Here is a 12,790-nt window from a genome sequence, read left to right on the forward strand (position 1 = left end):
AGTACGTCACACTCACCTCCTGTGTTCAGCAAGGAGGCTATTCTGGCAGCGACGTGCCGCACGCTACGTGAGTGAGGTCACAGGGATGGAAACGGTTACATCCATTTTGTTAATGATTGTGATCCAGATCGTTATCTGGATGTATCTTTTAATGATGTCCCCGATGCACGCAGGGTTAATTGACGCCATAGCCACTCAACGGGGCCTTGACGGAAATGACGTAGCCAAAACCACGAGAAGAGGAGATTGACCGCCCATACGGGCGGCACGAAGGCTAACAGCTGTAAGCGGTCATATTTCATAAACAGGCCGAAGCGGTAAAACAGGGTGGTGCAAATCAGAGTCTGCAGCAGATAGTTGGTCAGCGCCATACGCCCGACGCAGGCAATCGCCCCTACCAGACGAAACTTACACAGCTGCGGCCAGAAGCCCCAGGCCAGCGCCGCGTAGCCGATGGTTTGCAGCGGCGCGCTCAGCTCGCGCGGCGCCTGTAGCAAAAATGCGCACCAGCGATAGTCCCAGCCGAGATGCCACTGGGCGACGATAGAGGGCAAATTGACCGCCATTCCGGCGGCAATCAACAGCCCGCCGGTACGCCGGTAGTGGCGAAGGCTGAACTGCCCTTTGAGCCAGCCGCTGCGCATCAGCGCGGCGCCCATCAGCATCATACCGGCCAGCTGCCAGCCGTACTGCGCGCCCAGCGCCAGCAGATTATCCGACAACATATCTGCGCAATTGCTTACCGCCTCAAAGCCGCCTTTTAGCTTCCAGTACTGCTCGTACTGCAAATTTGCCGCGTCCGGCAGCCACGAACGATTGGGCGCATTGCCGGAAATCAATCCCAGCAATAGCAGGACCGCCACGCCGATGATGTATAGCACCACGCCGGTATTAAACAGCGATTTGACATCGTGGGCGTCGCGCACCATTCGCCAGCCCACCAGCCCTACCAGCGCATAGGCCAGCAGAATATCGCCGTCCCAGAAAAACAGACCGTGAACAAAGCCAAGCAGCGCCAGCAGCGTCAGGCGCGACTGGATCCAGCGCTTGCCGCGCGGCAGCAGCAGCTGAAGTCCGGCGCCAAACAGCAGGGCGAAGAGGGTCAGGAATTTGACCTGCGCCAGCAGATCGAGAATCGCCCAGGTCCAGGCGTCGCTGGCGGAAATGTTCCCGGACCACGCGGGGTTGAGGTAAGCAGCCTTCGGTAAACCGAAGGCGCTGATATTCAGTAGCAGGATACCGAGGATGGCGACGCCGCGGACAAAGTCCAGCGTGACATTTCTCTCCATGTACCCTGCTCCGTTTTAGTTGTGGTGACGTACGGCGCGCAGGAACTCCTGGCGGGTATTCTGGCTGGATTTAAACAGGCCGCCCAACGACGTGGTGGTGGTGGCGCTGGTCGCATCGCGAATGCCGCGCGCTTTCACGCAGTAGTGTACCGCATCGATGGAAACCGCGACGTTGCTGGTTCCCAGCAGCGTTTGCAGCGCGGTTAGGATCTGCTGCGTCAGTCGCTCCTGCACCTGAGGGCGCTGGGAGAAGAACTGCACGATGCGGTTAATTTTCGACAGGCCAATCACCGAATCTTTCGGGATATAGGCCACCGTCGCTTTGCCGTCGATCGTGACGAAATGGTGTTCGCAGGTGCTGGTCAGGGTGATATCGCGCACGGTCACCATTTCATCAACCTGCATCTTATTTTCGATGACGGTGATTTTAGGGAACCGGGCGTAGTCCAGGCCGGAGAAAATCTCATCGACGTACATTTTGGCGATGCGATGCGGAGTCTCCATCAGGCTGTCATCACTTAGATCAAGGTTTAACAGCTGCATAATCTCGGTCATGTGTCCGGCGATCAGACGCTTGCGAGTTTCATTATCAATTTCTTGTACTGGCGGACGCAGCGGCGTCTCCAGCCCACGAGCGACCAGCGCTTCATGAACGAGTATGGCTTCTTTACTCAGTGATGACATTTTTGTTCTCCTGCAGGTGTGGCGCTCTTTGCTCTTCTGAGGGCAAAGTTTGTATTCATTGTGCGTGAGGTGACGCACAGAATCCAGTAGCCGCATCGATAATTGTTGAAATTGGCGTCACCTCTCGTTCCACGCCGCCAGACCAGCGCACTACGATGCGTCACGCAACGCCCTGCTCACCTTGCCGCAACCAACCCAATCGCCGGCCGATAGCGCGATTCCAGCGCTACGACAACGTCAGCATGTTGGTTAAAAGTTGCATTAATGATGCAATACGTTCCGAAAAGGAGGAAGTGAAAGTTACTCACGAGGCCATGAAATATCTGTATTATGGAAAATTACGTCTGAGACATTTAAGGAGCCCTGCATGGAACTGCTCGAAGAGCACCGCTGTTTTGAAGGTCGGCAGCAACGCTGGCGGCACGACTCCGCAACGCTGAACTGCGCAATGACCTTCAGCATCTTTTTACCGCCCGCCAACGCGGACGCGCCGCCGCCGGTTCTCTACTGGCTCTCCGGCCTGACCTGCAATGATGAAAACTTCACTACCAAAGCGGGCGCTCAGCGCGTCGCCGCCGAACTGGGCATTGCGCTGGTGATGCCGGACACCAGCCCGCGCGGTGATAATGTTGCCGACGATAGCGCTTACGATCTGGGTAAAGGCGCGGGCTTTTACCTCAATGCCACCCAGGCGCCGTGGTCCGCGCATTTCCGCATGTACGATTACCTTCGCGACGAGCTGCCGCAGCTGATTGCCCGCGAGTTTACTCTCAGCGGTCGCTGCGCCATCAGCGGACACTCCATGGGCGGCCACGGCGCGCTGGTGATGGCGCTGAAGAATCCGGGCCGCTTCGTCAGCGTTTCCGCGTTCGCGCCTATCGTTAACCCGACCCAGGTTCCCTGGGGTCAAAAAGCGTTTACCGCCTATCTGGGAGCGGATGAAGCGGCCTGGCAGGCCTGGGACAGCTGCGCGTTAATGCAGGCCAGCAGCGAATCTGACGCGATTCCAACCCTGATTGATCAGGGTGACAGCGATGCATTTCTTGCCGAGCAGCTGCAGCCGGCGGTACTGGCGGAAACCGCGCGTCAGAAAAGCTGGCCGTTAACCCTGCGCATTCAGCCCGGTTACGATCACAGCTACTACTTTATCGCCTCATTTATTGAGGACCACCTGCGCTTCCACGCCCGGTACCTCCTCGCCTGATCATCTCAATGCGTCGTGAAGCCCCTTCCCGGCGCATTGATACGCAAAATACCTCACCAACAAATAGTCATAAAAACTAATACATACAGCGAGATAGTGTATTTTCCGTCATCGGGGGTATGATTTTTGGCGGCGCTTGAGGCTTTCGTCTCAAGGCAGGATTGAGTTTTACCGTTGTGCTGAGGCAGAAAGAAGAGGGCTGGCAGGTTTCCCCGCCAGCCCTCTTTTATTGCCCGGTTAGAAGCGGTAATCGACGGCCATAAAGTAGCGGCGACCTTCTTCTGTATAGCTATAGTCGTCGCGGCTCAGATCCTTATCGCCGACGTTAAGCACCCCGGAGCGCAGCTTGACATTTTTGGTAACGTTCCAGGCCGCGCCGATATCAAACATGGTGTAGCCGCCGGGCGTTTTGCCCGTCGCGCTGACCGATCGCTGTTCGCCGGTATAGTTGGCGGTGACGTAGAAGGACCAGTCGTCCAGCGGTTTCCAGTCGAGGGTACCGTTAGCGGTATGGAACGGCAGCGTTTGCAGCGGTTTATCGCCGCCGTTGCTCAGGTCACGGCCATCGTTATAGGTGTAATTAACCGTCAGCTTCCATTCGTCGCCGAACGGCACCTTCAATTCCGTTTCTACCCCTTTGATACGCGCTTTATTGACGTTGAAGTAGCGGAAGATCGGCACGCGTTTCCCGTTCACCGTTTTCCAGCCGACAAAGTTCGGGTAGCCCGGCGCTTCGCTGGCGCTGGAGGTACGCAGGATATCAATCATATCGTCAACGTTGTTCTGGAAGGTGGTGACGCTTCCTTCCACGCCTTCAAGCCAGCCTTCTTCGCCGCGGTAGTAAAGGCCCAGCTCGAAGCTTTCGCTGGTTTCCGGTTTCAGATCCGGGTTACCGATAATGCTGCACGAGCCGCGGCAGGAGTTGGTGGTCCAGTCCGGGTTCAGCTGCAGCAGGGATGGCGCTTTAAATGCCGTCGCCCAGCCGCCCTTCACGGTCACGGTATCGGTGGCGTTATACACCAGATAAGCGCGCGGGCTCCAGTGATCGCCATAGGTCTGGTGATCGTCCATGCGAATGCCGGTGGTCAAGGCCAGAGGTTCGATGATCCGCCATTCATCTTCAAGGAACAGCGCGTACTGGCTGGCGGAGGTGGATTGACTGCCGCTGCTCAGATTGACCGGGTCTTTCAGCTTATCGTGACGCCATTCGCCGCCGAAGGTCAGCAGCTGGTTAATCATTCCCAACGGCAGAACGTATTTGCCGTCCACCGAGTTACTCTCAGAAGTGATGGTCCCGGCCTGACCCGGATTTTTATTATCCACTTTCTCGCCGTAGAATTTCAGCTCGCTATTGCCGACATCCCAGCGGCCGTTGTGGCTCAGGGAGTAGTTCTGGCGCTCGAGGCGGTTGCGATCAAGCGAGTCGGAATCCCGATCCTGGCGATCAAACCCGTAGCCTGCGGTCATGTCCTGATTATCGGTTGGCGTCCAGGCGAATTCGACGTTGCCGTCGCGGCTGGTGAAACCTTCAATACGCGGCGTTTCGCCCGCTGCGTTGCTGGAAGCCTGCTGATCGTCCTTGGCGCGCTTTGCCAGGCTACCGTAGGCCTTCATCCCCAGCACGCCGTCAATCAGCGGGCCGCTGGTAAAGAACTGACCGTTGTACGTATCGCCGCGATCGCGATGTTCCTGAATGGTGGTGTCCGCGCTGAGGGTGCCGGTCCACTGCTGGCCGACTTTTTTGGTGATGATATTCACCACGCCGCCGAGGGCGTCGGAACCATAGAGTGAGGACATCGGCCCGCGCACGACTTCGATACGCTCAATGGCATCAACCGGGATCCAGTTAAGGTCAAAATCGTTGTGGCGAAAAACGGCGTTGCGCGAGTTAACGCGTTTACCGTCAACGAGGATCAGCGTATAGCCGCTGCTGAGGCCGCGAATGCTCACCCCTTTGCGGTTATCCCCTTCGTTGGTGAGCTGCACGCCCGGCACTTCCCGCAGGACATCCTTCAGGTTTTGTACCGGTCTACGCTGCAGATCCTGCTGGGTGATAACGCTAATACTGGCGGGCGCATCTTTGACGCTCTGTTCAGTTGCCGCCGCGGTGACGACCAGCGTTTCTTCGTTAACGTCGGCGAGCGCCGGAAACGCCAGGGATACGACGGACGCGCATAATCCGGCCCGGACAAAAGGGTTTAGCCTGAACATTCCATATCTCCATGAGGTGTACAACAAAACAAACAAAAAAGGTCCTGCTCACAGGTACTGTCGGCATAGCGCTCTAACGGCGTATGCACGCAATTTTTTACAGTAGATGTGGCTGGTCACCCCTTGTCAGTCTGACCCTCTGCAAGATATGGGGATTGGCTTCATCCTGAATTTGATGGAAATGATAAAGATAATGATTACAATTATCAATAAAATTGTGGAGAAATGTGTCAATTTGTAAGGGCTGGGGGCATAAAAAAACCCTCTGCGTGAGAGGGTTTTATCTGACTGCGCCAGCGCGGTTTAGCCTTTAAAGCGCTCCGGGAACTTCATTTCGCTGTAGCGTACAAAACGCGTCCCTTTCGCCAGCTTGTAACCAAACCAGATAACCAGGAATAGCGGAATACCGATATAGGTTGCCGCCACGCCGCCCCAGTCGATGGTATCTTTGAGGAACGCTTCGTAGTTCTGGCCCAGGGTAATGATCAGGCACAGCACGAAAGCGAAGATCGGCCCCAGCGGGAAGAAGCCTGAACGATACGGCAGGTCGTTGAGATCGTTCCCTTGCAGCACGTAGCCGCGACGGAAGCGATAGTGGCTGATGGCAATCCCCAGCCAGGCGATAAAGCCGGTCATGCCGGAGGTGTTCAGCAGCCACAGGTAAACGGTCTGATTACCGAACATCGAGCTCAGGAAGCACAGCCCTGCAATCACCGTGGTGGCATACAGCGCATTCCGCGGCACGCCGCCTTTGGACAGCTTAGAGAAAATACGCGGCGCTTTGCCATCGCAGGCCAGGGTGTAGAGCATGCGGGTGGACGCGTACATCCCGGAGTTACCCGCCGACAGCACCGCGGTCAGGATAACCGCGTTCATAATCGCCGCCGCCGACAGCAGCCCCGCGTGCTGGAAGACCAGCGTGAACGGGCTAACGGAAATATCTTTTACGTCGTTACGCAGCAGGCTCGGATCGGTATACGGAATGATCAGGCTGATAATCAGAATCGCGAACACATAGAACAGCAGGATACGCCAGAACACCTGCCGTACGGCGCGCGGAATATTCTTTTCCGGGTTTTCCGACTCGCCGGCCGCGATGCCGATAAGCTCGGTTCCCTGGAACGAGAAGCCGACAATCATCGCTACGCCAATCATTGCCGCAAAACCGCCGGCAAACGGCGCATCGTCGATAACCCAGTTGCTCCAGCCCGCAGGCTGCGCGCCTTTAAAGATACCGAAGATCATCATCACGCCGACAATAATAAAGATGATGACGGTGGCAACTTTGATCAGCGAGAACCAGTACTCCGCTTCGCCAAAGCCTTTTACCGAGATCCAGTTCAGCAGGAACATGATGCCGAGGAACAGCGCGCTCCAGACCCAACCGGGCGCATCGGGGAACCAGTAGGTCATCACCAGCTGAGCGGCAACGAGGTCAACGGCGATGGTTACCGCCCAGTTGTACCAGTAGTTCCAGCCCAGCGCGAAACCAAAGCCTTCCTCAACGTAATTTTGCCCATAGGTTGCAAAAGAGCCGGATACCGGCATAAACGCCGCCAGCTCGCCGAGGCTGGTCATCAGGAAATAAACCATCAGGCCGATGAGAATATAAGAGAGCAGGGCCCCGCCAGGGCCCGCCTGAGAAATTGTTGCGCCAGAGGCAACAAAAAGACCTGTACCTATGGAACCGCCAATCGCGATCATGGTCAAGTGGCGCGCCTTCAGTTCACGACGTAAACCGGGTGCTTCTGTGGTTTTAGTATCCGAAACCATGTGAAAATGCTATCCATCCAAAAAACGAGGCGAGATTGTACCAGAGTGTCTGTGATCCATCCGATACAATTGCAAAGTTATAAGAGAGCTTCATGATCGAGCATGGATTATTAGTAAAGCATGAAATCCCGGAAACGCCAGCGCGCATTGCGTCGCTTTTACACGTCGCAATAATGCAGAAATCGCTGTAATGCCTTGGAAATATGCTTCTGCCGGTGATGAATGCGCCACAAGGTGCGGGTTAAACGCGGCAGCGGAATCGTCAGCTCTACCAGCGACCCCACTTCAAGCTGCTCCGCCACCACGCGTCGCGACAGGCAGCTAATGCCTAAACCATGGCGCACCGCGTGCTTGATGGCTTCCGAGTTGCCCAGCTCCATCCCCAGATGAAACGCCGGTAAATGTGAGAGTAATAAATAGTCGACGATTTCCCGGGTCCCGGAGCCGTGCTCGCGTAAAATCCACGGCGCTTCCGCCAGCCGTTGCAGCGTCACCTCCCCTTCAAGGAGCGGCGAATCCGGCGCGGCAAAGACAACCAGTTCATCTTCCAGCCAGGGTTCGGCGATAATATCCGCGGCGTGACAGGGGCCTTCAATCAGCCCGATATCCACGCGCAGATCGGCCACCGCATTGATCACGTCCTGGCTATTGCCTACGCTCAGCTCCAGCGGTAAATCCGGCAGATCGCGTCGATAGCGCGCAATGATTTCCGGCAGAATATAGTTACCGATGGTGCTGCTGGCGTAGACGCGGATCGCGCCGTTGTCGCCGCGAAACAGCTGTTCTATCTCCAGCGCCCGCTCCAGCAGCGCCAGCGCCCGCGGATAAAGCAGTCTGCCGTGCTCGTTGACCACCAGCCTTTTCCCTACGCGGTCAAATAGCTGCACGCCCAGCTGCCCTTCGAGATCGGTCAGCGCCGCGCTAACCGCCGATTGGGAAAGCGCCAGCATTTGCGATGCCTGCGTCGTCGAACCGCTTTTTAATACTTCAGCAAACACTTCCAGCTGCCGTAGCGTGATATGCATGATTTTTCCTGCCTATATAGACGACTCGCGATCCGCGGCATAAGACTGATGCCCGTCGTTGTCAAACCGCGAAACCGCGTATTTACCACTTATTTCGATTAATTATAAATATATAATCAATTTTATATTTAAGCCAGCGGGTCGTATGCTTTTCCCAGACAAAGGAGAAGGTTATGACAGCACTCACTTTACCGACTAAACATCGCCCATTGCGGCACTTTGCACCTGGACTGGCGCTGACCGCCGTGCTCACCGGCGCAGCGCTATGGGCCGGTAGTTTTCCGGCTATCGCCGGCGCGGGCTTCAGCGCCCTCACGCTGGCCATTTTATTCGGCATGGTTATCGGGAACACGGTTTACCCGAAAATCTGGCAGCCCTGCGACGGCGGCGTGATTTTTGCCAAGCAGCACCTGCTGCGTCTCGGCATCATTTTATACGGCTTTCGCCTGACGTTCGCCCAGATTGCCGACGTCGGCGTAGGCGGTATCGTCATTGACGTGCTGACGCTTTCCAGCACCTTTTTTATCGCCTGCTTTCTTGGGCAAAAGGTTTTCGGCCTGGATAAACATACCAGCTGGCTGATTGGCGCCGGCAGCAGCATCTGCGGCGCGGCAGCGGTACTGGCGACCGAACCGGTCGTCAAAGCGGAAGCCAGCAAAGTGACGGTCGCCGTCGCCACGGTGGTCATTTTCGGCACCATTGCCATCTTCCTGTACCCGGCGATTTACCCCTTCCTGGCGCACTGGTTTACGCCGGAAGCCTACGGCATTTATATGGGGTCGACGATGCATGAGGTTGCTCAGGTTGTCGCGGCAGGCCACGCGGTGGGTCCGGACGCGGAAAACGCGGCGGTGATTGCAAAAATGCTGCGCGTGATGATGCTGGCGCCGTTCCTGCTGTTCCTCGCCGCGCGCGTGAAGCAATTATCCCCGGCCAACGGCGGGGAAAAAAGTAAAATCACCATTCCATGGTTTGCGATCCTGTTTATTCTGGTGGCGGTGTTTAACTCCTTCCACCTGCTGCCGAAAGCGGTTGTCGAAATGCTGGTCACGCTGGATACCGTACTGCTGGCGATGGCGATGGCCGCCCTCGGCCTGACCACCCACGTCAGCGCGCTGAAAAAAGCCGGCGCCAAACCGCTGCTGATGGCGCTGATGCTCTTCGTCTGGCTGATTGTCGGCGGCGGCGCGATTAACCTGGCCATTCATAGCCTGATGGCCTGAAGCCCCTCGCGACTCAGGTTGTATTAAGGATGATGTAACTCTCCGGCTAAGCCGCTATCATTACCCTCCCCCAGCGGCTTATCTGGAGTTTTTTTATGAAATATATTGGAGCGCACGTCAGCGCCTCCGGCGGTGTAGCCAATGCCGCCATTCGCGCAGCCGAAATCGGCGCGACCGCATTTGCCCTCTTTACCAAAAACCAGCGCCAGTGGCGCGCCGCGCCTCTGAGCGACGAAACCATTGCTGAATTTAAAGCCGCCTGCGAAAAGCACCATTTCGGTCCGGGGCAAATTCTGCCGCACGACAGCTATCTGATAAACCTCGGCCATCCGGTTGAGGACGCGCTGGAAAAATCCCGCGATGCGTTTATTGATGAACTTTCCCGCTGCCAGCAGCTCGGCCTGACGCTGCTGAATTTCCATCCGGGTAGCCATCTGCAGCAAATCCCGGAAGACGAATGTCTGGCGCGTATCGCCGAATCGATCAATATCGCGCTGGCAAAAACCGAAGGCGTTACGGCGGTGATTGAAAACACTGCCGGCCAGGGCAGTAACCTGGGCTTTAAGTTTGAGCATCTGGCGGCCATCATCGACGGCGTAGAAGATAAATCACGCGTCGGCGTATGCATTGATACCTGCCATGCCTTCGCCGCAGGCTACGATCTGCGCAGCGCCGAAGAGTGTGAAAAAACCTTCGCTGATTTCGAACGGATTGTCGGTTTTCAGTATCTGCGCGGTATGCACCTGAACGATGCGAAAAGCGCGTTCGCCAGCCGCGTTGACCGTCACCACAGCCTGGGTGAAGGCAATATCGGCCATGACGCTTTCCGCTGGATTATGCAGGACAGCCGCTTTGACGGTATCCCGCTGATTCTGGAAACGATCAATCCTGATATCTGGGCGGAAGAGATCGCCTGGCTGCGGGCTCAGCAAACGGAAGAGGCTAGGGTCTGATATGAACGACAGGGAAAAGCAGATCCTCAAAATTTTGCGGCGCAACCCGCTGATTCAGCAGCATGAGATTGCCGATATTCTGCAGATTAGCCGCTCCCGCGTAGCCGCGCATATTATGGACCTCACGCGTAAGGGGGCCATCAAGGGCAAAGGCTACATCCTTACCGAGCAGGAGTATTGCGTCTCGCTGGGCGCGGTGAATATGGATATCCGCGGAATTGCCGATATCCATTATCCTCAACCGGTGTCAAACCCGGGTAATATCCAGTGCTCCGCGGGCGGCGTGGCGCGAAATATCGCGCATAACCTGGCGCTGCTGGGCCGCGATGTGCATTTGATTTCCGCCGTCGGCAGCGATTTTTACGGCGAAACGCTGCTGGAGCAAACCCGCCAGGCCGGCGTAAACGTACAGAGCTGTATCCGCCTGCACGGCCATAATACCGCCACCTACCTCTCCATCGCCAATCCGCAGGAAGAGACGGTACTGGCGATTAACGATACGCATATTTTACAGTCGCTCACGCCGCAGCTGCTGAATCAGTATCGGGATCTGCTGACGCATGCAGGCGTCGTTCTGGTCGATTGTAATTTAACGGAACAGTCGCTGGAGTGGGTGTTTACCCTGACCAACGCCATTCCGGTGTTTGTTGATACCGTGTCCGAGTTTAAAGCGCACCGCATTCGCCCGTGGCTGGGAAAGATCCACACGCTGAAACCCACGCTGCGCGAACTGCAGATCCTCTGGGGCGAGCCCATTGAAAACGAGGCCGATCGCGATCGGGCGTTAGCATGGCTGCACGAAAGAGGCACCCAGCGGGTGGTGATTTACCTGGAAGATGACACGATTTTCTGTAGCGAAGCCGGTGGTGAACGCTTCCGGATGAGCCTGCCGGGCCATACGACGATAGACAGCTTTGGTGCCGACGATGCGCTGATGGCCGGGCTGCTTTATAGCTATCTCGACGGCAGCGACTTTAAAGAGAGCGCCGCTTTCGCCATGGCCTGTACCGCCATCACCCGCGCCAGCCACAGCATCAACAACCCCTCGTTGTCCGTTGATAACGCGCTCAATTTACTTGCCAACGGATAGCAGCGCACCGCTGACGCGGCGCGCGCATCACGTTATGCCAGCCCAATAAAGAACCCGGCGATGGTAGCGCTCATCAGGTTAGAGAGCGTGGCCGCCGCCAGGGCACGCAGCCCAAGCTGGGCAATTTCCGGCGCGCGCTGCGGTGAAATAGCCGAAAACGCCCCGACAACCACGCCGATCGAGCCAAAGTTGGCGAAACCGCACAGCGCAAACGAGATAATCGCAACGGTTTTCACGTCCAGGTTCCCGCCGCTTTGCAGGTAGGGCGAGAAGTTGAGATAGGCAACGAATTCGTTGATCGCCAGCTTTTGTCCAATCAGGCTGCCCGCCAGCGTCGCATCGCTCCAGTCAACGCCCATGATCCACGCCAGCGGCGCGAGCAGAAAGCCGAAAATCCCCTCCAGCGTGGCGTGACCGAAGCCAAACCAGCCGCCAATGCCGCCGATAATACCGTTCAGCAGCGCGATAATCGCCACAAACGCCATCACCACGGTTGCCACCCCGGCGGCAATTTTCAGGCCGGTCATCGCCCCTGACGCCGCCGCCTCGATCACGCTTTTCGGCGGCGTCTCGCTGAAAGAGAGATTGTCGAAAGTAACCTGGGATGCTTCAGTTGCCGGGCTCAGCATACGGGCAAACAGAATCCCGCCAGGAATAGCCATAAGCGAAGCGGCCAGCAGATAATCAATCGGCACGCCCATACCGGCATAGCCGATCATCATCGACCCGGCGATCGACGCCATCCCGCTGCAAATCGCGGTAAACAGCTCATTGCGGTTGAGCTTGTTGATAAACGGTTTGACGATCGCCGGGATCTCGTTTTGCCCAAGGAAAATGGTGGTCACGGCGACGAAAGACTCAATCTTGCTGATATTCAGCGCTTTCTGGAAGATCCCGCCGAGGATACGGATCAGCAGCCCCATCACGCCGAGGTAGTAAAGCAGACTGATCAACGCGGTAACAAAAATGATGGCGGGCAAAACGCGGAAGGCGAAGATAAAGCCGGCGCCGTCAAACAGCACATCCATCTTCGGACCGACCAGTGAACCAAAAATAAACGCGCTTCCGGCGTCGCTATAGGACATGACTTTGTGTACCCCAAGCGCGGCCTGCTCGACCAGCCACTTGCCCGGCGGAAAATAGAGCATCACCCCGCCAATCACGATTTGCAGCAGCAGCGCTGCCCCTACCGTTCTGATGCTGATGCGTTTTTTATTAACTGACAGCGCAAAGGCAATGGCCAGCAACACCACCATCCCCAGAAGACTTCTCATGATGTCCATAATGATATCCTTACCTGGTGGAAAACCCGGCGCAGGCCAGGCTTTCGGTATCGTT

General features: G+C 56.6%; 10 protein-coding genes. 4 read left to right on the top strand and 6 right to left on the bottom strand.

The window, feature by feature from the left end; translation table 11 throughout:
- Positions 1-131: 131 nt before the first annotated feature.
- Both yeiB and folE read right to left on the bottom strand, forming a co-directional pair.
- Positions 132-1,289, bottom strand: a complete 1,158-nt coding sequence (yeiB, locus tag BWI76_RS19655) for a DUF418 domain-containing protein YeiB (RefSeq protein ID WP_064371599.1) — start codon at positions 1,287-1,289, stop codon at positions 132-134.
- Positions 1,290-1,304: 15 nt separating this feature from the next.
- Complete coding sequence (gene folE, locus BWI76_RS19660; RefSeq protein ID WP_004103895.1) at positions 1,305-1,973, bottom strand: GTP cyclohydrolase I FolE; 669 nt, start codon at positions 1,971-1,973, stop codon at positions 1,305-1,307.
- Positions 1,974-2,340: 367 nt separating this feature from the next.
- Here folE and fghA point away from each other — a divergent pair, with 367 nt between their 5' ends.
- Complete coding sequence (fghA, locus tag BWI76_RS19670; RefSeq protein ID WP_004870391.1) at positions 2,341-3,177, top strand: S-formylglutathione hydrolase; 837 nt, start codon at positions 2,341-2,343, stop codon at positions 3,175-3,177.
- Between the two features lie 237 nt (positions 3,178-3,414).
- Here fghA and cirA read toward each other — a convergent pair whose 3' ends face one another.
- The 3 genes from cirA to yieE form a co-directional block, all read right to left on the bottom strand.
- Positions 3,415-5,388 carry a catecholate siderophore receptor CirA gene (gene cirA / locus BWI76_RS19680; protein ID WP_004870389.1) on the bottom strand — a complete coding sequence of 658 codons (1,974 nt, stop codon included), beginning with the start codon at positions 5,386-5,388 and terminating at the stop codon, positions 3,415-3,417.
- 303 nt (positions 5,389-5,691) lie between these two features.
- Positions 5,692-7,161, bottom strand: a complete 1,470-nt coding sequence (locus tag BWI76_RS19685; protein ID WP_004870384.1) for an amino acid permease — start codon at positions 7,159-7,161, stop codon at positions 5,692-5,694.
- Positions 7,162-7,319: 158 nt separating this feature from the next.
- Entirely contained in the window at positions 7,320-8,186 is an 867-nt protein-coding gene (yieE, locus tag BWI76_RS19690; RefSeq protein ID WP_004122885.1) for a DNA-binding transcriptional regulator YeiE, read from the bottom strand.
- 173 nt (positions 8,187-8,359) lie between these two features.
- On the opposite strand from yieE, the gene BWI76_RS19695 reads away from it, so the two are divergent.
- The 3 genes from BWI76_RS19695 (at position 8,360) to BWI76_RS19705 (ending at position 11,452) form a co-directional block, all read left to right on the top strand.
- Positions 8,360-9,409 carry a YeiH family protein gene (locus tag BWI76_RS19695; RefSeq protein ID WP_049088492.1) on the top strand — a complete coding sequence of 350 codons (1,050 nt, stop codon included), beginning with the start codon at positions 8,360-8,362 and terminating at the stop codon, positions 9,407-9,409.
- Between the two features lie 95 nt (positions 9,410-9,504).
- Entirely contained in the window at positions 9,505-10,362 is an 858-nt protein-coding gene (nfo, locus tag BWI76_RS19700; RefSeq protein WP_004870380.1) for a deoxyribonuclease IV, read from the top strand.
- Position 10,363: 1 nt separating this feature from the next.
- Positions 10,364-11,452, top strand: coding sequence for a sugar kinase (locus BWI76_RS19705; protein ID WP_004870378.1), 1,089 nt, complete (start codon positions 10,364-10,366; stop codon positions 11,450-11,452).
- 32 nt (positions 11,453-11,484) lie between these two features.
- Here the strand turns inward: BWI76_RS19705 and BWI76_RS19710 are convergent, their stop codons facing one another.
- Positions 11,485-12,735, bottom strand: a complete 1,251-nt coding sequence (locus tag BWI76_RS19710; RefSeq protein WP_004870375.1) for a NupC/NupG family nucleoside CNT transporter — start codon at positions 12,733-12,735, stop codon at positions 11,485-11,487.
- Between the last annotated feature and the right edge of the window lie 55 nt (positions 12,736-12,790).

Origin of the sequence: Klebsiella sp. M5al (genome assembly GCF_002090195.1) — a bacterium.
Lineage (GTDB): Bacteria > Pseudomonadota > Gammaproteobacteria > Enterobacterales > Enterobacteriaceae > Klebsiella > Klebsiella grimontii.